The 22,179-nt window shown below is 74.6% G+C and carries 25 protein-coding genes and 1 CRISPR repeat array; of the genes, 12 read left to right on the top strand and 13 right to left on the bottom strand.

The window, feature by feature from the left end:
• Positions 1-4: 4 nt before the first annotated feature.
• The 3 genes from K1J57_RS27440 (at position 5) to K1J57_RS27430 (ending at position 1,387) form a co-directional block, all read left to right on the top strand.
• Positions 5-322, top strand: a complete 318-nt coding sequence (locus K1J57_RS27440; protein ID WP_220561605.1) for an L-rhamnose mutarotase — start codon at positions 5-7, stop codon at positions 320-322.
• Positions 323-504: 182 nt separating this feature from the next.
• The gene (locus K1J57_RS27435) at positions 505-882 is read left to right on the top strand and encodes a DUF1304 domain-containing protein (RefSeq protein WP_220561604.1); all 378 of its coding nucleotides are present in this window, start codon (positions 505-507) and stop codon (positions 880-882) included.
• 184 nt (positions 883-1,066) lie between these two features.
• Positions 1,067-1,387 carry a putative quinol monooxygenase gene (locus tag K1J57_RS27430; RefSeq protein ID WP_220561603.1) on the top strand — a complete coding sequence of 107 codons (321 nt, stop codon included), beginning with the start codon at positions 1,067-1,069 and terminating at the stop codon, positions 1,385-1,387.
• Between the two features lie 107 nt (positions 1,388-1,494).
• Here the strand turns inward: K1J57_RS27430 and K1J57_RS27425 are convergent, their stop codons facing one another.
• The 5 genes from K1J57_RS27425 to K1J57_RS27405 form a co-directional block, all read right to left on the bottom strand.
• Positions 1,495-1,890, bottom strand: a complete 396-nt coding sequence (locus K1J57_RS27425) for a GNAT family N-acetyltransferase (protein ID WP_220561602.1) — start codon at positions 1,888-1,890, stop codon at positions 1,495-1,497.
• On the bottom strand, positions 1,890-3,320 hold the full coding sequence (locus tag K1J57_RS27420; RefSeq protein ID WP_220561601.1) for an acyl-CoA synthetase: 1,431 nt from the start codon (positions 3,318-3,320) through the stop codon (positions 1,890-1,892). Before K1J57_RS27420 ends, K1J57_RS27425 begins: the two co-directional genes overlap by 1 nt.
• Positions 3,321-3,641: 321 nt before the next feature.
• On the bottom strand, positions 3,642-4,085 hold the full coding sequence (locus K1J57_RS27415; RefSeq protein ID WP_220561600.1) for a hypothetical protein: 444 nt from the start codon (positions 4,083-4,085) through the stop codon (positions 3,642-3,644).
• Positions 4,086-4,276: 191 nt separating this feature from the next.
• Positions 4,277-4,549 (bottom strand): helix-turn-helix domain-containing protein, encoded by a 273-nt coding sequence (locus tag K1J57_RS27410; RefSeq protein WP_220561599.1) that lies wholly within the window; start codon positions 4,547-4,549, stop codon positions 4,277-4,279.
• Between the two features lie 299 nt (positions 4,550-4,848).
• On the bottom strand, positions 4,849-5,610 hold the full coding sequence (locus tag K1J57_RS27405; protein WP_220561598.1) for an SDR family NAD(P)-dependent oxidoreductase: 762 nt from the start codon (positions 5,608-5,610) through the stop codon (positions 4,849-4,851).
• Positions 5,611-5,724: 114 nt separating this feature from the next.
• Between K1J57_RS27405 and K1J57_RS27400 the strand changes: the two genes are divergently transcribed.
• Together K1J57_RS27400 and K1J57_RS27395 are read left to right on the top strand one after the other, a co-directional pair.
• Positions 5,725-6,381 carry a TetR/AcrR family transcriptional regulator gene (locus K1J57_RS27400; protein ID WP_370634529.1) on the top strand — a complete coding sequence of 219 codons (657 nt, stop codon included), beginning with the start codon at positions 5,725-5,727 and terminating at the stop codon, positions 6,379-6,381.
• Positions 6,382-6,455: 74 nt separating this feature from the next.
• Positions 6,456-7,013 carry a hypothetical protein gene (locus K1J57_RS27395; protein WP_220561597.1) on the top strand — a complete coding sequence of 186 codons (558 nt, stop codon included), beginning with the start codon at positions 6,456-6,458 and terminating at the stop codon, positions 7,011-7,013.
• An 826-nt stretch (positions 7,014-7,839) separates the two neighbouring features.
• Here K1J57_RS27395 and K1J57_RS27390 read toward each other — a convergent pair.
• Complete coding sequence (locus K1J57_RS27390; protein ID WP_220561596.1) at positions 7,840-8,409, bottom strand: TetR/AcrR family transcriptional regulator; 570 nt, start codon at positions 8,407-8,409, stop codon at positions 7,840-7,842.
• A 143-nt stretch (positions 8,410-8,552) separates the two neighbouring features.
• On the opposite strand from K1J57_RS27390, the gene K1J57_RS27385 reads away from it, so the two are divergent.
• Both K1J57_RS27385 and K1J57_RS27380 read left to right on the top strand, forming a co-directional pair.
• Positions 8,553-9,578, top strand: a complete 1,026-nt coding sequence (locus K1J57_RS27385; RefSeq protein ID WP_220561595.1) for an SDR family NAD(P)-dependent oxidoreductase — start codon at positions 8,553-8,555, stop codon at positions 9,576-9,578.
• A 160-nt stretch (positions 9,579-9,738) separates the two neighbouring features.
• On the top strand, positions 9,739-10,545 hold the full coding sequence (locus K1J57_RS27380) for an NmrA family NAD(P)-binding protein (RefSeq protein ID WP_220561594.1): 807 nt from the start codon (positions 9,739-9,741) through the stop codon (positions 10,543-10,545).
• Positions 10,546-10,595: 50 nt separating this feature from the next.
• Here K1J57_RS27380 and K1J57_RS27375 read toward each other — a convergent pair whose 3' ends face one another.
• Complete coding sequence (locus K1J57_RS27375) at positions 10,596-11,750, bottom strand: erythromycin esterase family protein (protein ID WP_220561593.1); 1,155 nt, start codon at positions 11,748-11,750, stop codon at positions 10,596-10,598.
• Between the two features lie 92 nt (positions 11,751-11,842).
• On the opposite strand from K1J57_RS27375, the gene K1J57_RS27370 reads away from it, so the two are divergent.
• Complete coding sequence (locus tag K1J57_RS27370) at positions 11,843-12,553, top strand: MerR family transcriptional regulator (protein WP_220561592.1); 711 nt, start codon at positions 11,843-11,845, stop codon at positions 12,551-12,553.
• 88 nt (positions 12,554-12,641) lie between these two features.
• Here K1J57_RS27370 and K1J57_RS27365 read toward each other — a convergent pair whose 3' ends face one another.
• A complete protein-coding gene (locus K1J57_RS27365) occupies positions 12,642-13,160 on the bottom strand; it encodes a hypothetical protein (protein ID WP_220561591.1) in 519 nt (172 codons plus the stop codon).
• Between the two features lie 285 nt (positions 13,161-13,445).
• On the opposite strand from K1J57_RS27365, the gene K1J57_RS27360 reads away from it, so the two are divergent.
• On the top strand, positions 13,446-14,045 hold the full coding sequence (locus K1J57_RS27360; protein ID WP_220561590.1) for a hypothetical protein: 600 nt from the start codon (positions 13,446-13,448) through the stop codon (positions 14,043-14,045).
• A gap of 105 nt (positions 14,046-14,150) precedes the next feature.
• Positions 14,151-14,853: direct repeats of the CRISPR family, unit length 29 nt; unit sequence CTGCTCCCCGCGCACGCGGGGATGGTCCC.
• A gap of 61 nt (positions 14,854-14,914) precedes the next feature.
• On the opposite strand, the gene K1J57_RS27355 is transcribed toward K1J57_RS27360, so the two are convergent.
• On the bottom strand, positions 14,915-15,832 hold the full coding sequence (locus K1J57_RS27355) for an NADP-dependent oxidoreductase (RefSeq protein WP_220561589.1): 918 nt from the start codon (positions 15,830-15,832) through the stop codon (positions 14,915-14,917).
• A gap of 133 nt (positions 15,833-15,965) precedes the next feature.
• Here K1J57_RS27355 and K1J57_RS27350 point away from each other — a divergent pair, with 133 nt between their 5' ends.
• Positions 15,966-16,406, top strand: a complete 441-nt coding sequence (locus K1J57_RS27350) for a helix-turn-helix domain-containing protein (protein ID WP_220561588.1) — start codon at positions 15,966-15,968, stop codon at positions 16,404-16,406.
• A 15-nt stretch (positions 16,407-16,421) separates the two neighbouring features.
• Here the strand turns inward: K1J57_RS27350 and K1J57_RS27345 are convergent, their stop codons facing one another.
• Complete coding sequence (locus tag K1J57_RS27345; RefSeq protein WP_255646637.1) at positions 16,422-16,820, bottom strand: MerR family transcriptional regulator; 399 nt, start codon at positions 16,818-16,820, stop codon at positions 16,422-16,424.
• A gap of 127 nt (positions 16,821-16,947) precedes the next feature.
• On the opposite strand from K1J57_RS27345, the gene K1J57_RS27340 reads away from it, so the two are divergent.
• Positions 16,948-17,661 (top strand): SDR family oxidoreductase, encoded by a 714-nt coding sequence (locus K1J57_RS27340; protein WP_220561587.1) that lies wholly within the window; start codon positions 16,948-16,950, stop codon positions 17,659-17,661.
• 81 nt (positions 17,662-17,742) lie between these two features.
• On the opposite strand, the gene K1J57_RS27335 is transcribed toward K1J57_RS27340, so the two are convergent.
• The 3 genes from K1J57_RS27335 to K1J57_RS27325 form a co-directional block, all read right to left on the bottom strand.
• The gene (locus K1J57_RS27335; protein ID WP_220561586.1) at positions 17,743-19,707 is read right to left on the bottom strand and encodes a hypothetical protein; all 1,965 of its coding nucleotides are present in this window, start codon (positions 19,705-19,707) and stop codon (positions 17,743-17,745) included.
• A 138-nt stretch (positions 19,708-19,845) separates the two neighbouring features.
• Positions 19,846-20,409 carry a hypothetical protein gene (locus K1J57_RS27330; RefSeq protein ID WP_255646636.1) on the bottom strand — a complete coding sequence of 188 codons (564 nt, stop codon included), beginning with the start codon at positions 20,407-20,409 and terminating at the stop codon, positions 19,846-19,848.
• A gap of 63 nt (positions 20,410-20,472) precedes the next feature.
• Positions 20,473-20,901, bottom strand: a complete 429-nt coding sequence (locus K1J57_RS27325) for a DoxX family protein (protein ID WP_220561585.1) — start codon at positions 20,899-20,901, stop codon at positions 20,473-20,475.
• 155 nt (positions 20,902-21,056) lie between these two features.
• Here K1J57_RS27325 and K1J57_RS27320 point away from each other — a divergent pair, with 155 nt between their 5' ends.
• The gene (locus K1J57_RS27320; protein ID WP_220561584.1) at positions 21,057-21,635 is read left to right on the top strand and encodes a TetR/AcrR family transcriptional regulator; all 579 of its coding nucleotides are present in this window, start codon (positions 21,057-21,059) and stop codon (positions 21,633-21,635) included.
• Positions 21,636-22,179: the final 544 nt, after the last annotated feature.

The raw sequence follows: 22,179 nt of genomic DNA, 5'->3' as shown, positions 1-22,179 counted from the left end.
GACCGTGCAACGGATCTGCTTCGTGCTGAAGGTCCGACCGGACCGGCTGGAGGAGTACGAGGAGCGGCACGCCGACGTCTGGCCGCAGATGCGCGAGGCGCTGACCGAGGCCGGGTGGGGGAACTACTCCCTGTTCTCCGCCGGGGACGGCACCATCATCGGCTACCTGGAGACGGAGGACTTCGACCGGGCCCGCGAGCTGATGGCCCGCACCGAGGTCAACGCCCGCTGGCAGGCCGAGATGGCGCCGTTCTTCGAGGGGCTCCAGGCGGCCCCGGACGCGAGCATGGTGCCGTTGCGGGAGGTCTTCCACCTGCCCTGACCCCGCGGGAGCGAACGGCGCGGCGGCCACCGTCCAGGGCCGCCGCGCCGCCGCGTGCCATGGGGCGGCGCGGCGTGGGGACGGCGTGGGTGCGGTCCGGGGCACCGGAGTGTCGCACGCCGACGGCGGGCCGGCCGGGCCAGGCTGGAGGCGACCGTCCCCGTCCCACACCCGAGGTGCCCGTGCAGACCGTCACCGTGATCCTGGCCGCCGTCGCGGCGCTGGTCCACGTCTACATCTTCGTCCTGGAATCGTTCCGGTGGACCGCGCCGTCCACCCGCAGAACGTTCGGGATCTCCGCCGAGGACGCCGAGACCACCCGAGAACTCGCCTACAACCAGGGTTTCTACAACCTCTTCCTGGCCGTGGTCACGGTCGCCGGGCTGGTGCTGTGGGGTCCGGTGCCGGCCGCCGGGACCGCGCTGATCCTGGCCGGAACCGGGTCCATGGCCGCCGCCGCGCTGGTCCTGGTCACCCGCGACCCCGCCAAGACGCGCGCCGCCATGGTCCAGGGGACCGCTCCCGCCCTGGCGGTGGTCTCCACCCTGCTCACCCTCTGAGGGGCGCGGGCCGGTGCCCTAAGGGGTCGGTGCCGGGGCGCGGGGCGGTCCGGGGCGAGTGATGATCACGACCCCCGCGCGGGCCCCGTGCGGTCCTCGGCGGGGTCCCGTTTCTGCCAGAGTGAGGCCGGGGGGCACGGCCGCACCGCGTGCCCCGAGACACCCACCTGCAAGGAGGCACGCCATGATCCTCATCGTCGTCAAGTTCCGGGTCCGCCCCGAGGTCGGGGACTCCTTCCTCGACGCGGTCGCCGACTTCACCGCCGCGACCCGGGCCGAGCCCGGTAACCTGTGGTTCGAATGGTCCCGCAGCGTCGAGCGCGAGAACGAGTTCGTGCTCGTCGAGGCTTTCAAGGACGGCGCCGCCGAGGCCCACGTGAACAGCGACCACTTCCGGGAGGGCCTGGCGGCGATGAAGCCGCTGCTCACCGAGACCCCGCTGATCGTCAGCCGGGTCGTGGAGGGCGAGGGCTGGGACCGGATGGGCGAGCTCACCATCGACTGAGGCGCGCCGGCGCCGCCCCGGTCCGGTCGGCCGCCCGGGGAGGGGCGTGCGCCCCGCCCCGGGCCGGGGGCGCTCCGGCGGCCGGAGGGCGGGAGTCCGGGACCGGGTCAGCGTAGGCGGAGCAGGCCCGCCGCGGTGCCCCCGAACCCCGCCCGCCGGTAGAACCCCTCCAGGTGCGGCTCGAAGTCCACGTGCACCCATTCCACGCCCAGGTCCCGCAGGTCCGCCACCAGGGCCGCGACCACCCGGCCGCCCACGCCCCGCCGCTGCGCGGCCGGGGCGACGGCGGCGTCCAGCAGGAACGCGTGCCCGCCCCCGTCCCAGACCGCGTGCACGAACCCGGCCAGGCGCCCGTCGTGGAACTCCCCGGCCCAGGACCGGCTGTGCCGCCGCAGCCGCTCGCCCCAGGGCACGAGCGCGTACGGGTGCCCGAACGCGGCGGCGTGCAGCCGCGACACCTCGGCGTCGTCGACGGGGAAGCGCGTGCGCAGGCGGCGCTCCATCAGCCGCCCAGAGAACGCTTGAGGATCTTGCCCATGTCGTTGCGGGGCAGCGCCGCCACCACGCGCAGGACGCGCGGCCGCTTGTGCGGGGCCAGCTGGGCGGCCACCAGGTCGGCCAGCTCCTCCAGCGTGGGGGCCTCGCCCCGGGGCACCACCCAGGCCACCACCCGCTCGCCCAGGTCCGGGTCGGGCTCCCCGGTCACCGCCGCCTCCGCCACCGCCGGGTGCGCCAGCAGGACGTTCTCGATCTCCCCGGCGCCGATCTTGTACCCGCCGCTCTTGATCAGGTCGGTGCTCTTGCGCCCCACCAGCCGCACCGAGCCGTCCGCCGCGCGCACCGCCATGTCACCGGTGCGGAACCAGCCGTCGGCGGTCATCGCCTCGGCCGTCGCCTCCGGGCGGTTCAGGTAGCCGGTGAACAGGTTCGGCCCGCGCACCTGCACCTCGCCCACCGCCTCCGGGTCGCCCGGCGGCAGCGGCGTCCCGTCCTCCTCGACCAGCCGCAGGTCCACCCCAGCCAGCGGGGTGCCCACCCCGCCTGGCGCGGAGCCGTCCCCGGGGCGGACGGAGGTGTTCATCAGGGTCTCCGACATCCCGTACCGCTCGACGACCCGGTGCCCGGTGGCCGCCGCCAGCCGCTCGTGGTCGGGCAGCGGCAGCGCCGCCGACCCCGACACCAGCAGGCGCGCCCCCGCCAGGGCCCCGGCCAGCTCCGGGTCCTCCCCCACGGCCAGTGCCAGGCGGTGGTACATCGTCGGCACCCCGAACAGCAGGGTCCCGCCGCCCCGCAGGGCCGCCGCCACCGCCGAGGGCTCGAACCGCCCCGTGTGGTGCAGCGTCCCGCCCCGGCGCAGCGGGCCGAGCACCCCCAGCACCAGGCCGTGCACGTGGAACAGCGGCAGGGCGTGGACCAGCACGTCCTCGTCCGTCCACGACCACGCCAGGGCCAGCGCGTCCAGGGTCGCGGTCACCGCCCGGCGCGGCAGCAGCACGCCCTTGGGAGCCCCGGTGGTCCCGGAGGTGTAGACGACCAGCGCCGTCGACTCCTCGTTGAACTCCCGGTGCGGCGGTGCGGCGTCCGGGGCGGGGGAGGCGTTCACGTCGACCCGGCGCAGCCCGTGCAGCGCCTCGGGCAGTTCGGCGCCGGGCGGGGCCAGCAGCAGGTCCGGGGTGCTGTCGTCGACGATGTGCGTCAGCTCCCGGGCCCCCGACCTGGGGTTCAGCGGCACCGCCGCCGCCCCGGCCAGGACCGCCGCCACCACGGCCACGCACGTCTCCAGGGCCGGCACCGCCCAGACGGCGACCCGCCCGCCCTCGGGCAGTTCGGCGGCCAGCCGGGAGGCGGCCGACGCCAGTCCGCGGTAGGTGAGGGAGCGGTCGCCGAAGACCAGGGCGGTCCGGTCGACGGGATCGACGACGAGCGGGAGCACGGCGGGTTCCTTCCCGGGGGCGACAAGGGATCGTCCCATCTCTATCGCACCCGGAGGGCACCGGTCGCCCGCGCCCCGGCTCCACGGCGTGTGGAACCGGCCCGGGGAGCGCCCGTGCGGCCGTGGGCGGCGGCGGGCCCCGGCCCACCGCCGCCCACGGCCGCGGACCGGTCGGCGCCCCCGCGATCGACCGGTCCGGCGGTGTCCGCCCCGTGCCCGGGCGCCGTCTCCCGCCCGGGGCGGGCGGGGGTGGTGCGGGTCGGGGCCGGCGGGCGGGCTAGAGGCCGCGGCGGTGGTGCCCGCAGCGCGGTCCGCTCCGGTTCACGCGCAGGCCAGGACGGTGAACAGCACGGTGACCGGCAGGCCCGCGTAGATGCCGCGCAGCACGGTGACGTGCTCGCGCCCCTGGACCCGGTGCGACTCGCGCACCCCGGCCAGCAGCATCCGCCAGCGGGCGGGCACCGCGCCGGTGGCGGGGCCGGGGGAGGGGGCGCGCACGGGCCGGTCTCCGCCGCCGTCCTCGTCGTGGTCGGCGGTGTCGTCGGCGGGGCCCGCCGGAGCGGAGGGGTCCGCGGAGCGCGCGACGGGGTCCGTGGCCGGGGCGGGGGCCTCGGGGCCGCCGGGGGCCAGGACGGCGTAGTGCACGATCATGCGGCCGTCGGTGTCGGTGACGCACGCGGTCAGCCCGGGCCACAGCGACGGCTCGCGCTCCAACAGGGCGGCGATGTGCCGCGCGGTGACGATGACCTTGCGGGGCCCGCTCACCGACAGGGGTTCGGCGGGCGGCCGGGGTGGTGCCGGGGGCGCCGGCGGGGCCGGCTGCGGTGCGGGCACCCGCGGCCGGGCGGGCGCGGCGGTGCGCGCGGGCGCGGCGAGCGGATCGGAGGACGGTTCCCGCGGGGGCGGAGCCGCGGGGAGGGGTTCGGAAGAACGATCGGAACTGATTCGGAGGGTGTTCATTCGAATCCTCTTTTCGGGGGTCCGTGCCGATCCGGCGGCGGTTCAGGTATTCCTGATTCTCTTCGTGCTTTCTCCACGTACCGATTGAGTGATTCGCAGGTGATCCGACGTATCCACTTCTTCGGGCCGACCTTCACCGATTCCAGCTCCCGCGCGTAGCAGAGTTCGTAGACGACCCTTTCCGAAAGGTCCAGGATTTCCGCTGCTTTGCGTACGCTGACCAGGAGTTTGGGAATCTCGACCACGTGGGTTTCCCGGCGCTCGATCATGGGGGTGAATGTAGCAATGCGAGAGAGCGGCGGACAAGGCCGGGCCCTGGGGTTTTTGTTCCCTATGTTCTTTTTCGGGACCTTGCCGGGGGTCGGGGAAAAAGAATGCGGCAGTGCAGGGGCCTGCGAGCCCCTGTCGGTCTCGCCGGGTAAAGTTCGGGGAAAGGGGGCTTTGTTCGCGCTTTACCGTGCGCTTTTCGCCGGCCGGGGCGGGATGCCGTTCCGGGGCGGGGAAGCGGTGGCGGAGGGTGCGCCCGAGCCCCGGCCGGGATCCCGGCCGGGGCTCGGGAGGGCGCGGGTCAGACGGCGGACCAGCCGTTGTCGACCGGCAGGATCGCCCCGTTGACGTTGCTCGCGGCGTCCGAGGCCAGGAACACGATCGCGGCGGCCAGCTCCTCGGCGGCGGCGATCCGGCCGATGCCGTTCGCGTACCGGCCCAGGGCGGTCGGCCCGTCCACGCTGGTCGGAGTGCCGACGGCGATGTTGGTGGCGGTGCCGCCCGGGGCGACCGCGTTCACCCGGATGCCGTGGTCGCGGTACATGACGGCGGTCGACTTCACCAGCCCCATCACCCCGTGCTTGGAGACGGTGTACGCGGTCCCCGACGCGCCGCCGCGCAGGGACGCCTCCGAGGCGGTGAACACGACCGACCCCGACCCCTGCTCCTTCATGATCGGCAGGACCGCGCGGGTGAGCAGGAACGGGGCGGTGAGGTTGACCCGGATCAGCCGCTCCCACATCTCGTCCCCGACGTCGGCGGTCGCGGACATGTCGTCCATGATCCCCGCATTGTTGACCAGCACGTCGACGCCGCCCAGCTCCTCCACGGCGGTGCGGACCACCTCGGCGACGACCTCCGGCGCGCTCAGGTCGCCCACGACGGCCTGCGCCGCGACGCCCGCGGCCCGCGCCTCCTCGGCGGCGGAACGGGCGCCGTCCCCGTTGATGTCGGCCACCAGGACCGACGCGCCCTCGGCGGCGAAGGCCAGGACCGCGGAGCGGCCGATGCCCGACCCGCCCCCGGTGACGATGACCTTTTTGCCCTTGAGACCCGTCTCCATCGCTGCCCCCTCGTTCTGTACGGCGGCCCCTCCGGCCGCGCACGCCATCCTACGTCTTTTTTGTCGCTGAGTGACATTTTGTCGGTTGGTGACATAGGGGATAGGCTGATCCGGGTGTCGGCGGCGAAGGAGAGGGCGGGGACGATGGAGGCGGTGGCGAAGGGCAGGCCGCCCATGACCGAGCGGCGCAAGCGGATCATCCGGCTCCAGATCGCCCGTGCGGCCATGGAGCTGTTCGCGGACAAGGGCGTGGCCGGGACCACCGGCGACGACATCGCCCGCGCCATCGGCATCTCCACGCGCACGCTGTGGCGCTACTTCCCCAACAAGGAGGGCTGCGTCCGGCCGCTGCTCACCAGCGGACTGGAGGTCATGGCCGACCACCTGCGCGGCTGGCCCGCCGACCTGTCGCTGGTGGACCACCTCGACCGGGTCGGCGCGTTCGCCGGGGGCGGGGAGACGGTGGAGGAACCGGTGGCCGCCCTGATCCGCATGACCCCGCACGAGCCCGGGCTGATGGCCGTCTGGCTGGACGTGCACCGGGCCGCCGAGGACGTGTTCGCGCGGATCCTCGCCGAACGCGTGGGCGTCGACCCCGGCGACTTCCCCGTGCGGGTCCGGTCCGCCGCGCTGAACGCGGCCCTGCGCGCGGCGGCCGAGCGGCAGGCCCTGCACGGCGGCGAGCCCACCGGGACGGGCGCCCGGCTGCGGGTCGCGCTGACCGCCCTGGCGGACGGGTTCGGCCCGGTCCCGCCCGGCGGAAGGTCATGAACGGCTCCGGAACAGTGTGTTGAACAGGCGTTTCCCGGGTCTTACCGATACCGTGCCGCGGGTACCGTGACCGGATGAGCACCACACCGGAAGACAACACGGGACGCGAGGACACCGGCCGGGCGCCGGAGGGGGCCGGCCAGCCGACCTTCGAGCCCGCGACCGCCGTGGCCGAGGCGCCCGAGGCCGAATACGGCGCGTCGGAGCAGTACGAGGGAGAGGTCTCCGACGAGGAGGGCACCGGGGCCGCCGCCGCTGAGCCCGCGGCCGGGGGCGCCTTCTCCGCCGAGACCTTCGCGCTCGTCGGCGTCGCCCTGCTCGCCGTGACCATCCTGTCCGGGCAGCTGGTGCAGATCCTCACCAGCATGATCCTGGTCGGCGGCGAGCCGATCGCCGCCGAGCAGATCGCCCAGATCCGGATCCAGATCGCCGCGGGCGGCACGCTGGCCCTGCTCACCGTGGTGACGTCGCTGCTGTCGCTGTTCCTGGGGACCGCGACCACGCGGCCCTGGGCCAAGTGGGCCGCCATGGTCGGGATCATCGTCGGCGTGCTGTTCGTGCTCGCCGGGGCGGCCGCCTTCCTGCTGATCCCGGAGGCGGCCCCGCCGCAGCCGATGATGCCGCCCTTCTAGGGGCGCCCGCGCAGCCATTCCCCGGCCCCGGACGGCTTCGGCCCTCCGGGGCCCTTTCGTTCCCGGGGACGGTCGTCCGGCCTGGCGGCCGGCCGGTCGGGGCGCCCGCCCGCGCCGCCCCACCCTCCGCCCGGCCCATTCGCCCCTGCCGGCCGTTCGCGCTGGCCGAGCCGTCCCCTGGCCGGGTCGTCCGCCTGCACCGACCCTGCGCCCGCGCCCCCAGTACCGTCCAGGGCGTTCGTCCGCGCGCCGACCCGGCCCCGCACCGCCCACCTTGGCCGTCCATGTCACCCGCGCTGTCCAGGCAGACCTGGGCGCCCAGGTCGGCTGGGGCGGGCGGTGCCCTCGGGGCAATCGGGGTGGCTGGGTCGGTTGGGGCGACTGGCGTGGTCGGGACAGCCGAGGGCACGGGGGTGACCAGGGCGGGTGAGTCGGCCGGGGCTGTCGAGATGACTGGGGTGTCTGCGGCAGTTGGGGCGGCAGGGGGAGGGGCGGCCGAGGTGGGCAGGGTGCCTCGGGACAGTCGGGGTGCCCGGGGCGGCTCGGGTCGCCAGGGCGCGGCAGCCGGGCTGACCGGGGTGCTCAGGACGGCAGGAGCAGCCGGGTTGGCTGAGGTGGTTGGGATGGCTGGGGCAGGCAGGGCAGCCGGGGTTCTTGGGGCGACTGGCGTGGGCGGAGCAGCCGAGGGCGCGGGTGATCGGAGCGGGCAAGGTGGCCGTGGGTGAGTGAGTCGGCCGGGGCTGCCGAAATGACCGGGGTGTCTGCGGCAGTCGGGGTGACGGGTGCTCGGGGTGGCTGAAGTGGCCGGGGCGGATCGGGGCGGTGGCTAGGGGCGGAGGCCGGCGAGGAGGACGTCGACGAACAGGGCCCGGTCGTCCGTGTCCGGTTCGTCGGCGTCCGCGTCCGGGACCGAGAGGCGGATGGCGTACTCGATCCCGCAGATGAGCCGCTCGACCCGGTCGCCCGACAGGTCGGTGCGCACCACCCCGGCGCGCTGCGCGCGTTCGAGCACGTCGCTCAGTCCGTCGAAGGTGGCGGCCTTGAGCTCGGTGATCTCCGGGCTCATGTCCTGCTCGGCGAGCAGGACCGCCTGGAGGCCGCCCGACTCCAGGTGCAGGTCCACCACGGCGCGCAGCGCGCTCTCGAAGGCGCGCTCCGGGTCGGGGTCGACGGCGGCCTCGAGGGCGATCGCGTTCAGCCGGTGCAGGGCGTCCCGGGTGAGCTCCTCCACGAGCGCGTGCGCCGTGGCGAAGTGCCGGTAGACGGTGCCCACGCCCACCCCCGCCTCGCGGGCCACCTCGTTGAGGCGCAGATCCCTGGGGTCGGCGCGGCGGGCCGCCGCCAGGATGCGGTCGCGGCTGCGGGCGGCGTCGGCGCGGAGCGGGGTCGAGGTCATGTCCGGGATCCTATCCGGCCGCCCGGGAAACGGATGAGGGATCCGGATCACGTCCCCCTCGGCGAGGAAAGCGGATAGCTCATCCGTTTTGGGTGCTAGGGTCGGCGGATAAGTTATCCGTTTTTGGGTGCGAGGAGCAGGCCATGGCGCGCAGATCACAGGACGCACGGAAGGCACGGGGGACACAGGGGGCACAGGAGGTCTGGGATCCGGCGTGCATCCCCGACCAGCGCGGCCGCACCGTGGTGGTGACCGGCGCGACCGCGGGCGTCGGGTACTTCGCCGCCGAGCAGCTCGCCGGCGCGGGCGCCCGCGTGGTGCTCGCCGGACGCTCCCCCGAGCGCCTGCGGACGGCCGAGGCGGCCATCCGCTCCCAGGTGCCCGATGCCGCCCTGGACCGGGTGGTCGTCGACCTCGCCTCGAAGGCCTCGGTGGCGGAGGCCGCCGCCGCACTGAGGGAACTCGACCGCATCGACGGCCTGCTCCTCAACGGCGGCTCGATGGCCATGAAGGCGTCAGAGGTCACCGGTGACGGCCTCCCGATGCAGCTCGGCACGCACGTCGTCGCCAACGTGGCCCTGACGGCCGGGCTGCTTCCCGTCCTGGTCCGCACCGGCGAACGCGGCGGCGCCCCCGCCCGGATCGTGCACACCTCGACGGGGTTCGTCGACCTGCTCCGTCGGCCCGTCACCGACGTGCACGGCACCTCCCGGATCGGCGTGGTCGCCTACAGCCGGGCCAAGGCGCTCACGGAGGTGTTCGGGTTCGAGCTCGACCGGCGGCTGCGCGCCGCGGACGCGCCCGTGCGATCCCTGGTGGTGCGTCCGGGCATCGGCGTGGACGCCAGGACCCCGCGCCGCGCAGGCATCCGCGACCACACGGTCCCGGTGCGGCGCAACCCCTACACGCCGTGGGCGCAGGGCAAGGACGCCGCCGCCTGGCCCGCGGTCCGGGCCCTCACCGACCCGGGCGTCCGGGGAGGCGAACTCTACGCGCCCGCGAACGGCAGGCGCGGCGTGCCGGTGCGGATCCAACCGCGGGAGGTGGCCCCGCCGGAACTGGTCGGGGACCTGTGGCTCCGGCTCGAAGAGCTGGCCGGGATCACTGTGCCCGTTCCGGACACGGCACGCTCGGGCCCCGCGCACCCGGACCCCGTGCACCGGGACTGAGCCGTGCGGCGGCAGCCCTCGGGAGCGGAGCGCAGGCGGGCGGATTATTCCCCGCTCCCCGGAGGCCGAGGCCGTTCCTTGACCTCAAGCCGGGTTGAGTTCTTAGCGTCGTCCCCAGCCGCCCGGGAGGGACCGGGCCGGGAAGCGAAGGGGATCCACGATGACGACGCTCGTGACGGGGGCCACCGGCAACACCGGACGGCACGTCGTGGCGGAGCTGCTGCGCCGCGGCGAGCGGGTGCGGGCACTGACCCGCGACCCGGCCGCCGCCCGCGACAGACTCCCCGCCGGGACCGAGATCGCCGCCGGAACGCACACCGCCCCCGCCGAACTGGGAACCGCGCTGGCCGGTGTCGACCGCCTGCACATCACGGTGACCGCCGGGCTCGCCGAGGTCGGCCCCGAACTCGTGCGGCGGGCCGTCGACGCCGGGGTGCGCCGCATCACCGTGGTATGGGGCGGCGGCGTGGGACCGGTGGAGCGGGCCGTGGCGGACTCCGGGGTGGACTGGACCCGCCTGGAACCCCAGGAGTTCATGTCCAACACGCTGACCTGGGCCGACGCGATCCGCAAGGAAGGTGTCGTGCGCGAGCCCTACGACTTTCCCAGCGCCCTGGTCCACGAGGGCGACATCGGGGAGGTGGCCGCGATCGCGCTGCTGGAGGACGGTCACACGGGCAGGGCCTACAACCTCACCGGGCCCGAGGCGCTCACCTCCAGCGAGCGCGTCGCGGTCCTGTCCCGGGCGACCGGCCGCGACATCGCGTTCGACCGGATCACCCACGAGCAGGCCGTCGAACGGCTGACCGCCACCGGGGTGCCGCGGGAGGACGCCGAGTACGTGATCGGCTGGTACGCCGCCTCCGACCCCGCCTCCAGGACCGTCGACGGCACGGTGGAACGGGTGACCGGACGCCCCGCCCGCACGTTCGCGCAGTGGGTGCGGGAGAACCTCGACCGGTTCTGAGGGACGGCCCGTTGTCGGGGCCGGGCCGCGGCCCGGCCCCGACGGGCGGCTCAGAGGGAGGCGGCCGCGGCGGCCCCGTCGCGGATGTGCAGCACGGCGTCGGCCGTGGCGAGCGTCTCCGCGTCGAGCGGGAAGTACCCCTGCTCCGGGGTCGGGTCGCGGCGGACCCGGGCCGCGGGGTCCGTGACCGTCTCCGTCAGCCCCCAGACGTCGACCCGGCCGTCCAGGAGGCTTTCGTGGGTGCCCGGTTCGGGGGCGGCGAGCCTCAGGGCGTCGCTGCGGCCCAGGCTTCCGGCGACGAAGGAGTACCGCTCACCCACCACCGCCCTGATGATGGAGCCCGCCCCCGACCAGACCAGGTCCATGCCCGCCAGCGTCCAGCGGCTCGGGTTCCCCTGGAGGTGGCGGTTGTGCGCGTACACGAGCGTCGGCCCGCGGTGGTGTTCGGCCTCCCGGATGTCGAGGAGGTTGCGCGCCATGACCGCGTCCCGTACGCCCAGCATGCGGGAGGTCCGCACGGCCGGGTCCAGGGGCTCGGCCGCCGCCCGGTGGTAGCGCAGCAGGTCCAGGGCGGTGGTGATGTGGGTGCGGGCCGCCGCCCACGCGGTGCGCGAGGTGGCCGCGACCAGCTCCGGCGCACGGGCGTAGAGCTCGGTCAGCAGGTCGTCCGCGAGCGCCCGCAGCCGCAGCGCCGCGTCGGTGGCGCCCACCGACGCGGCCGGGTCCATGATCGCCTCGGTGCGGCTCCAGAGGTCGTCGTCGCCGGCGAGCGCCGCGACGTCGAGGTCCAGGCCCAGGAAGTCGCGGGCGTGCTCCAGGTGGCGGCGCGGGCTCGGGGCGGAGACCATCTCCGTCGGGGCGTCGAAACCATGCAGGGACAGCCGCTCCCGGGGCGGGCGGCCGCGGTTGTACTCCCGCATCCAGACCACCAGTTGCCGGGTGGCGGCCTGCTCGCCGAAGCCGTGGGAGAAGCCCTCCCGCATCACGGCGTCCAGGCTCGGGGAGGTCCGGCCGTGGACGAAGTCGTCGACGGCGAGGGCGGCGGCGCGGTCGGTCTCCAGGGCGATCGAGCGGAAACCGTGTTCGGCCAGCCGGGCGAACAGCTCGTTGCGGACCAGCGGGAAGGCGGGCTCGGTGTGCGTGGGCTCGCCCAGGGCGAGAAGCTCACAGGACGGGGCGGCGAGGTCGTGGATGTCCAGGCTCATGTGTCTCAAGCGTATCTCTGAAAGAGCTGTTGAGACTTTCTCCGTCAACCTTCCGAGGCGGTGCTGTAAAGTCTCAAAGCGGTGATCGAATCTTGAGACCGACGGACCTCGCGCGCGAGCACGGCATCTCGACCCAGGCGGTGCGCAACTACGAACGGGACGGGTGCCTGCCCGCGGCGGAGCGCACGCCCAGCGGATACCGGGTGTACACCGAGGTGCACGCGGCGGCCCTGCGCGCCTACATGTCCCTCATCGCCGCCCACGGGCACGCCGCCGCCGGGCGGATCATGCGCGCGGTGAACACCGGGCGGCTCGACGAGGCCCTGACGGCCATCGACGAGGGGCACCGGCAGTCGCTGCGCGACCGCGCCACCCTCGACGCCGTGCGCGCGGCGGTCGACCACCTCGTGGCGCAGGGCGACGCCGTTCCGGCGCGGACCGGCGACCGTGCTCCCCGCACCATCGGCGGGCTCGCCCGGCGGCTGGAGGTGACCCCGGCGACCCTGCGCAACTGGGAGGCGGCGGGAATCCTGGCGCCCGCCCGGGAACCGGTCACCGGGTACCGGGTGTTCCGCGCGGACGACATCCGCGACGCCGAACTCGCCCACCTGCTCCGTCGCGGCGGATACCCGCTGGAGCACATCGCCGCGGTGGTGCGCCGCGTCCGCGCGGCGGGCGACACCGAGGCGCTGGCGGCCGCCCTGGAGGACTGGCAGCGCAAGCTGACGGCGCGCGGGGTCGCGATGCTCACCGCCGCGTCGGACCTCGACCGCTACCTGCGCCTGCACACCCCCGCCGGGTAGCGCCCCGTCGCGCGGGAACGGTCCGGGCGGGCACCGCGCGCCGGGCAGTCGGCCGTCGGGTCGGGCGGTCGGCGCCCGGTCCGGACGGTCAGTCGTCGGCGGCGACGAGCAGGGTGATCCGGCCCCGCGCGCGGTCGATGGACACGAACTCGTGAAACTCGCCGTGGACACCTCCCCAGTCGTGGAAATCCTCCTCTCCGACCCCGTTCAGGTGGAACACCCGCGCGGCCGCGTCCAGGACGTCGAACACCTCGCGCCGCAGGTCGGCCTCCAGGTCGGCGGGCACCGCCCCGTACTGCCCGGCCCAGGTGCGCAGGACCGCCGCGCTCTCTGCGGTTTCGACGGGTTCGTACGCCTCCGGGGTGATCGCCGCCAGCCAGTACGAACCGTGCCGGGTCTCCTCCGGGTGGGCGCCGTAGCCCGCGTACGTGTCCCGGAACTGCTCGTGCCCGATGAGCGCGGCGAGCAGCTCCCGGTCGCCGGGGGCGCCGGAGAACCGCAGGTGTTTGACGTCCACCCACCGGAAGGCGTGGGAGTGGGGGGCCGAGAACCTGTAGTGGCGGAAGTTGAGGAAGACGCGGCCTTCGTGGGCGAGGGCGTGCGTCATGGTCGGGCGGTGTGGGAGCACCGGACGGGCTCCGCCGGGGGTCGTAGGGCGTGCCCGCACGGGGATTCGGTGGTCGCGGCTTCTCCGACGGCGATCTCGATGACGCACATGGGCTCGCACCCGCCTCTGCTCTCGTCGGCACATGGAAGGCCCCTCGGGTGGGGTCTCCCGGGCACTTTCCATTCTGTGCCAGAGGGCCCGGCCCCGGTACCGGTTCGCCGGACCTGGGGATAACTCTGCCGGGGGCGGGTCCCACTATCGTCGGTGGCGGACCGGGGAGGGGCGATGGGACGGCCTGAGGTGGGAGCCGCCCTGCGGCGGTGCGCCGAATGCGGCGGATACGAGTACGCGGGCGCGCCCGCGTGCGGCACGTGCAGGGCCCTGGTGGACGGTGTTGTCGAGGAGGGCTGGGCCGGTTTCGTGGAGGAATTCGGCGGGGGCGACGAGGTGGAGCTCGCCGCCATGGTGGCCGACGAACCCGACCGCCACGACTGGCGCGTGGTGGACGCCGCCCTCGACCGGCTGACCTGTGCTGACTGTGGTGAGCGGACCGGCCGGGGGCCGCTCGGCTGCGCCCCCTGCGATCTCGCGCACGGTTTCCGCTACGTGGCGATCGAGCGCGACCGCCCGGGGGTTCCGCCGGGGAACGAGCACGCGGTCCGGGTGAACGTGTCGGTGGTGCGGCGGCCGCACGTGACCTCGGCGAACGAGCTACTGCTGCGCCGTTTGACGCTGCCTGGGCTTCTCGTCGGACTGCTGCCGACCACCGAGGAGGCGCAGCGCCTCGCTGCCACGGCCAGACAGGTGGTGGTCGGGCCGGAGCGCGAGCGCACGGTAGAGCTCATGGTGGAGGAGATGTTCAGCAGCCGCCGAGTTGAGGGGTAATTTCGCATTTGATGCGTAGAAAGTGGCCCTGTGGGTTCTGTGTCTGATTCTTGAGAACTTGTAAAATCGCCTTATCTTCGGTGGAATCGTCGCAGGTCATTTACTCTGCTCCCCGCGCACGCGGGGATGGTCCCTGGTTGGCCACGGCCAGGCTCTTGCGCGGGTACTGCTCCCCGCGCACGCGGGGATGGTCCCCTTGACCGGTGCCAGCGCGGCCCTGCTGCCCGCTGCTCCCCGCGCACGCGGGGATGGTCCCAACGTGCTCGCGTTCTTCTTCCTGGACCCCCGCTGCTCCCCGCGCACGCGGGGATGGTCCCGACAACGGCAGGCCCCGCTTCAGGACTCGGCCCTGCTCCCCGCGCACGCGGGGATGGTCCCTGCCGTCACTCCATGAGCGCGTACATCCCGGGCTGCTCCCCGCGCACGCGGGGATGGTCCCGCGAATCGCGAACTGCATCACGGTGATGCCCTCTGCTCCCCGCGCACGCGGGGATGGTCCCGCCCGCGCGGACATCGGCATCCTCGTCGTCAACTGCTCCCCGCGCACGCGGGGATGGTCCCGACCCCGCGGCCGCAGCACTGCACCGCGCGGTCTGCTCCCCGCGCACGCGGGGATGGTCCCGGACAACTCACACCCATGCCCGGCGTCGTCGTCTGCTCCCCGCGCACGCGGGGATGGTCCCTCCTCCGCCAGGGCCTTCTGCGCTGGCAGTCGCTGCTCCCCGCGCACGCGGGGATGGTCCCCACATCGAAGGCACCTGGGAGCTGAACGACGAAGCCTGTTCCCCGCGCACGCGGGGGCGGGGCTGTGGGGTGGGGGCTGTGGGGTGTCGGCGGTGGGACGGTTTGTCGCGTGCGCGGGAAGCGGGTCAGGGCTGGAGGACGTAGCGGCCGCGGATGCCGCCCTTGGCGAAGGACCGGTGGGCGTCGGCGGCGTCGGCCAGCGGGACGACCGCGTGCACGCGGGTGGGCAGCTCGCCCGCGGCGGTGCGCGCGAGCAGGTCCGCCAGGCGGGCGCCGTCCGGCACTACATTCACGGCGCGCAGGTCGATCCCGCGGTCGGGGGCGATCGGCGAGACCGGCTGCACGCCCACGAAGACCCCTCCGTCGCGCACCAGGTCGCGCCCGCGCTCCTGGAGCGCCGCGGTGTCGGCGACGGCGTCCCAGCCCTCGATTTCGCGGTCGGTGAAGTCCGCCCCCAGGCCGCGGACGAACTCCTCGTCCGCCGGCCGGGCGAGCCCCGTCACCCGCCAGCCGCGCTCCTGCGCGAGCGTCACCACGTACCCGCCGACGGCGCCCGCGGCGCCGGTCACCAGCAGCCGGTTCCCCTGCTGGGGCGCGTCGCCGAGCAGGTCGACCAGCTGGGCGGCGGTCAGCCCGTTGAGGGGCACCGTGGACACCGCGGCCAGGTCCTGCCCCTCGGGCACCTCGGCCACGTCGGCGGCCGGGACCACCAGCTGCTCGGCGTAGGTCCCGAAGTCCCGGTCGAGGCCGCCGACCAGCCCCGCGACGCGGGTGCCGACCGCCAGGTCCACTCCCTCGCCGACGGCCTCGACCGTGCCGGAGAAGTCCCAGCCCAGCCCCGTGTGCTCGGGCTGGTCGATGGCACCGAGCCCGTGGAAGAAGCCGGCGGCGACCGCGAGGTCGACCGGGTTGACCGGGGCGGCGGCGACCCGGACGCGGATCTCGCCGGGGCCGGGCTCGCGCAGCGGACGGTCGATGAACTCGATGGAGTCCGGCCCGTTCGGGACGCGGACGACGGCGGTGCGGAAGGTGGGGGTTCCCATGGTGGCGTCCTTTCAGGCCCCTGGGGGCCTTGCGCTCGGAAGCTGACAGGCATCACTCTGGTGGGGTAACTCTCCAATGGGAAGTACGCACCTCGAAGTGCGTAACCCACCCCCGGGTAGGAAGGACCGGCCGATGGCGACGATGACCGCGGCCCAGCGGCGGGCACAGGCGAAGGCCGACTACGACGCGTTCCTGGCGGCCTGCCCCAGCCGCCAGCTGCTCGACCGCATCTCCGACAAGTGGGTCACGCTGGTCCTGGCCGCGCTGGGCAGGGGCGGGCCGTGCCCCGCCGGTGAATCCTGGGAGGAGCCGCGGGCGATGCGCTACTCGGAGCTGTCCCGGCGCCTGGCCGGGGTCAGCCAGAAGATGCTCACCCAGACCCTGCGCTCGTTGGAGCGCGACGGCCTGGTCACCCGCACGGTGACCCCGACGGTGCCGGTGACGGTCACCTACGAGCTGACCGCCCTGGGACTCTCGCTGCACGAGCTGATGCGCGGCGTCAAGGCGTGGGCGGAGGAGCACATGGCCGAGGTGCTCGCGAACCGGGAGGAGTTCGACGCCCTGGCCGGGTGAGGCGGGCGCCGCCCGTCAGGAGGCGGCCGCCTGCTCGCGCAGTGCGGGGCAGTGCTCGGGGTCGGGGCGCTCGGTGAGCTCGATGACCCGGTCGAGTCGGCGCCCGGCCTCCTGGAGTTCGGCGATGCCCGCGGTGATGCGGGCCCGTTCGGCGCGCAGGGACTCCAGCACCCCGGGCGCCGCGCGCCCCGCGTCGACGCTGGGCAGGATGGCGGCGACGGTGCGGCTGTTGAGCCCCGCCGCGAAGAACTGCCGGATGATTTGAACCCGCTCGACCGCCGACGGCGGGTAGACCCGCTGCCCGCTCGGCGTGCGCTCCGGGGTGAGAAGCCCCTGCTCCTCGTAGTAGCGCAGCGCCCGGGTGCTCACCCCGGCGTGCTCCGCCAGCACACCGATGCGCATGGAACCGTTCATCCGCTCCCCGCCCTTTTTGTCGTGGATCACAGTCCGCGGGCTTGCCCTTGACGTCAACGTCAAGTCCTACGGTATCCGGACAGGGCGGCGTTCCCGTCCGCCCGCACACGAGATTTCGGGGGAACCCATGGATGTCACCGGCTCCGTCGCACTGGTCACCGGAGCGAACCGGGGTATCGGCCGGCGCTTCGTCGACGAACTCCTGGCCCGCGGGGCCGCGAAGGTCTACGCGGCGGCCCGCCGCCCCGAGACCGTCGAGGTCCGCGACCCCAGGGTCGAGACGCTGCGACTGGACCTGCTGGACGCGGATTCGGTGGCGGAGGCGGCCGCGCGGGCCGCCGACGTCACCCTGCTCGTCAACAACGCCGGGATCGCCACCGGGGCGAACCTGGTGACGGGCGACCCGGACGCGGTCCGGCTGGAGTTCGACACCCATTTCTTCGGCACGCTCGGCGTGATCCGGGCCTTCGCGCCCGTGCTCGCGGCGAACGGCGGGGGAGCGGTGGTGAACGTGCTGTCGGCGCTGTCGTGGTTCGCCTACGACGGCGCGGGGGCCTACTCCGCGGCCAAGGCCGCCGCCTGGAACATGACCAACGCGGTCCGCCTCGAACTGGTCGGCCAGGGGACCCTGGTGCAGGGGGTGCACCTCGGGTCGGCCGACACCGACATGATGGCCGGTTACGACGTGCCCAAGATCGATCCCGCGGACGTGGCCCGGGCCAGCCTGGACGGTGTGGGCTCGGGGGCGCTCGAGGTGCTGGTCGACGACGCGAGCCGCTCGGTGAAGGCGGCGCTGGCGGAGGACCCCGCGAAGTTCTACGCGTCGGCGCTCGGGCGGTGACGGCGGTGCGGGCGCGGCGCCCTCCGGGGAGGTGAACGCGGTGGGGGCGGACGGGCACCGTCCGCCCCCGCCGGGCCGCGGTCACGCCCGGAGCCGGGAACGCAGCTCCTCGCGCTCCGCGCGCAGCCGCGCCGCGTTCTCGGGCCGGGTCCGGCCGGCGCGGTCCAGGGCCGACGACTCGTCGGCCAGGTCCAGGGCGGCGCGGCGCGCCGGGGCGGGGAGGTCCTCGTTCCCAGCGACGCGCAGCGCGGCCTCCAGCGCCCGGACGGAACCCCCGCGGAAGTGGTGGGCCCACAGGCCCGAGCCGCCCTCTTCCACGGCGACGGCGACGTACGCGAACCCGCGGCGCACGAACGGCGGCCGTTCGGGCGCCTCCAGGAGTGACGCGCAGGCGGCCGCCACCGGCGGGATCCCGCGCAGGCGGGCGCGCACCAGGGACAGGGCGTGCGCCGCGGCCTGGGTGCCCTTGTCGCCGCTGTGCGTGTGGGGGAGGATCTCGGCCTCCGCGGCGAGGTCGGCGTCCCGGCCGCGGTCGAGCGCGCCGAGCAGGAGCAGGCGGACGGGTAGGGACCACTGGCGCTTGTCGCGCAGCACGGTGCCGGCGACCCTGTCCGCGGTGGCCTCGCCCAGGCGGGCCAGGGCCGCCGCGTAGGTCACGACGGCGGGCGGGGCGCTCGTGTACGGGTCCGGCTTCACGAACAGGCGCTTGCGCCAGGTGCGGGCGAACGGGGCGAGATCCTGCGGACGCAGGGCGTTCGCGCCGTGGAGGAGTTCGAGCAGGACGGCGAGCGCGGGCTCGGAGAGGTCCGGGCGGGCGAGCGCGGCCCGCAGGCCGTCCAGGTGCCGGGCGACGACGGCCTCGCGCAGTTCGACCGCGGCGTCCCGCCCGGGCCGGTGCTCGGGGTCGAACCCGGGGCTCGGGGGCAGGCCGGCCGAGGCGCGCACCTCGTCGACGGCGTCGGGCCAGGCGGCGTCAGCCGCCCGGACCTCGGGCGCCGTGCGCGCGGACGGGGCGTCGGCCGGGACGCCGGCCGGGACGGGAGTGCGGGTCCAGCGGTCGGCGATGACGACCCGGAGCCAGGGCGGTACCCGCTCGTCGCGGAGCGCGGCCAGGGCGTGGGCGCGGGTGGAGCCGCCGAAGCGGGAGACGAGGCGGACGGCGGCCTCCAGGACGCGGGGCGCGGCGTCCTCGCCGCCCGCGGCCCTGATCTCCTCGGCGAGGTCGACGGCCGCGGACACGGGGTCCGCGCCGTCGGCGGCGGCCAGGTCGAGGAAGGTGGAGACCTGGCGCCCTTCCAGGGCCGCGGCGCGGGCGGCCCGGATCGCCCCGGGGTCCTTCCACCGGTTGAGCACGCGGGCGTCGGCGCGGCCGAGTTCGGCCAGGACGGTGGCCGCCGGGCGGGCCCGGGGGTGGTCGGTCTCCAGGGCGTGGGCAGTCAGGGCGGCGGCCTCGTCGCCGTGGGGGCGGAGGGCGTCGAGGCCGTCGGGGGAGAGGGCGGTGTCGAGGTCGGCGCGGGAGAGGGCACCGCGCAGGCGCAGGGCCCGGGCGGCGGGGGCGAGGAGGTCGCGCATGGCGGGGTGGGCGACGAGCGCGTGGAGGAGTTCCTCCTCGCCGTCCCGGAAGGGGACCGGGCCGGAACGGTCGTCGCCCAGGACCTCCAGGCGGGTGCGCCACTCGTCGGCGAGCGCGGGGTCGGCGCGGCGGGGCGCGGCGTCGCGGCGCAGGACGAACACCTCGGTGTCGGAGCGCCCGCCCAGGACCGCGAAGCCGTGCGGTTCCAGGAGGGAGAGGGCGCGGGCCACGGCGGCGCGGTCGCCGCCGAAGTAGACGCGCTGGGGGCCGGCCAGGGCGCCGGAGGGGTCGAACCCCTCGGCCTGGGTGTGCCAGCCGAGGTAGGGGTGGGCGGCGGGGAGGCCGCGGCGGGCACGCTCATCCCTGGCCCGGCCGTGCACCTCGTCCTGGGTGACGAGGTGGCGGCCGGGCTCGAGGAAGAGGACCCCCGGGGCCCGGCGGAGGGTGTCGAGGATCAGGTCGCGCTCCGACATGGGAGGGAGATTAGCCGGGACGGGGGACAGGTCCGTGCCGCCGCGCGGGCCAGAGGAGATCTATGGCGTAAAGGTGGCGGTCTGTGCACTCTGTCCTCACCGGACGGAGACCATCCCACTGCCGAGTGTCGATACCGGTCACCACCCCTTGAGGGCCGAGACCCAGGTGTTGAAGGGGTCGGGGTCGGCCGTGTGCCAGTGGGCGGGCACCTCGGTGCCGAACTCCGCCTCGACCCAGGCCCGGAAGGGCGCGAGGGCCTCCACGGCCTCGTCCTCCTCCGGTGGCCCGGTCAGGAGTTCGGAGAAGGGGAGGTCGTCGTAGCCGATCGCGATGAGCCGCAGGAAGTCGACCGCGGAGTCGGCCAGCAGGAACGCCTCCCCGTCCGAGCTCAGGGCGACGAACCGCGTCGTCCCGGAGTCGTTCCACAGCAGGCACATGCCGCCGTCGCCGGAGATCTCGCCCAGCGGGACGAGGTCGCCGTGACCGGGCTTGCCGGGCTCGAACCATCCGGTCAGGCTCTCGCCGGGCGAGAACACCACGCCGAGCTGCCGGTCGCCCGGGTACGGGGTGAGGAAGTACCCGTGCTCGTTGGTGAACCCGAAGCCCTGGGCCTCCATCCACGCCCAGGCCCGCTCCAGCGGCTCGGGCAGGGTGATCCCGGCGGGCAGGTGTGGGGTCAGCAGGTCGGTCATGTGCGTCATCGCGGGCTCCCGGGACGGGTGGGGCGGTCGGGTCGGTCGCTCGGATTCTGCCGTACGCCGGTGTCAGGAACGTGGGGCGATGGGCTCTCTCGTGTGGCGGCCCCAGGCGACGAAGGCCGCGAGAACGAGGAGCACGGCGTTGAACGCCACGTCCGTCTCCCCCCGGGAGAGGTGGAAGACGATGGCGGACGCCTGGAGCGCGGCGCAGCCGAGGGCGGCCAGGACGGTCAGCCCCGGCCGGATGCGGGTGAGGGCGGGGAGCAGGACGCCGAGGCCGCCCAGGACGTCGAGTACGGAGGTGGTGTAGAGCAGCGCGGACGGGGTCTGCCCGACCCAGGGGAAGACCTGGGCGAGTTCGGTGATCGGGGTGGTGAGCTTCCAGACGCCGCCACCGACGAAGACCGGGGCGAGGAGGAGCTGGGCGGCCCAGAGGCCGATGTGGAGCACGCGGGAGGAGGCGGGGGCCGGGTGCCGTCGGGGTTCGGTCTTCACGGGGTCTCTCCGGGGTTCGGGGGCGGGAACGGGTGGGGCGTGGCGGGCGAAGCGGTGTCGTCCATCCGGTTCAGAAAGTAGCCCATCAATTAGATAGTAGACAACTCGTTCAGAAGTCGCCAGGGTGTGTGGAAAACCGGCTAGTATCGCTCACCATGGGAACCAAGGAGCCGGACGGCGTGGACCCCAGGGTCCTGCGGACCCGGCGCGACGTCGTCGAGGCCGCCACGGAACTGTTCGTGACCGAGGGGTGGAGCGTGGTCACCCACGCGGAGGTCGCCAAGCGGGCCGGCTACTCCAAGGCGACCGTCTACGCGCACTGGCCGACGCGCCTGGACCTGATGCGGGCGTCGATCGGGAAGATCTGCGACGAGGCGGACCACCCGGAGCCCACCGGAGACCTGCGCGAGGACCTGGTGCGGGGGCTGGTCGATTTCGCGGAGGACCTGGCGGGGGGCCATCTGGACCGGGTGTTCGGGGGGCTGCTGGAACGGGCGGGGAGCGATCCGGAGGTGGACGAGCTGCGCCGGCGGCTCTACGAGGCGGGGACCCGGTCGCTGGAGGCGGTCCTGCGGTCGCACCTGCCGCCGGAGGACGTCGAGCCGTCGCTGGCGCTGCTCGTGGGCGGGGTGCTCGCCCGGGGCGCGTTCCAGGCGCGGCCGGCGACGCGGGGGTTCGTCGAGGACCTCGTGGACCGGGTGCTGGCGTCCGCGCGCCGGGGCGAGGCGGAGTGACGCGGGCGCAGGCGGGGGGTGGGAGGGGAAGCGGGAGCGGTGCCCGGGGGGAGTGGTGCTCGGGGAGCGCCGGGGCCGTTCGGGGCTCGTGCGGTCGGGGCGGCCCGTGGCGGTCGTGGTGCCGTGGGGTGGGGTCGCTTCCGGCGGGGTGGTCGGTCGGCTGTGACCGGCGGCGGGCCGGGGGGCATGGCGCCTCAAGGCCTCCTTCGCTCCGGGCCGGGCGGCCGGGGGAGGAGTGCCGCGGGTGGGGCCGGGCGGACACGACGCCGTCAGGGTGGGGTGATGGTGTTGCTGGTGGGGCTGGATGGGCGTGGCGCCGTCGGGACGGGGCCGCTTCCGGCGGGGTGGTGGCCGGTGGATGTTCCCGTTGGGGCGGGGTGATGGGGGTGCGGGTGGGACCGGGCGGGCATGGCGGCGCCGGGGCGGGGTCCACTTCCCCACCGGCGATGACGGGGGGCTGTTGCTCGGCTGGGTGAAGTCCGGGTGTACGGGAATTGAGGCCCACGCCACGTAACCCCGAACACCCTGTTCCGGGTGGCGTGCT

Origin of the sequence: Nocardiopsis sp. MT53, from assembly GCF_019598965.1 — a bacterium.
Taxonomy (GTDB): Bacteria; Actinomycetota; Actinomycetes; order Streptosporangiales; family Streptosporangiaceae; genus Nocardiopsis; species Nocardiopsis changdeensis.
This window is presented reverse-complemented; position numbering and strand designations above follow the sequence as displayed.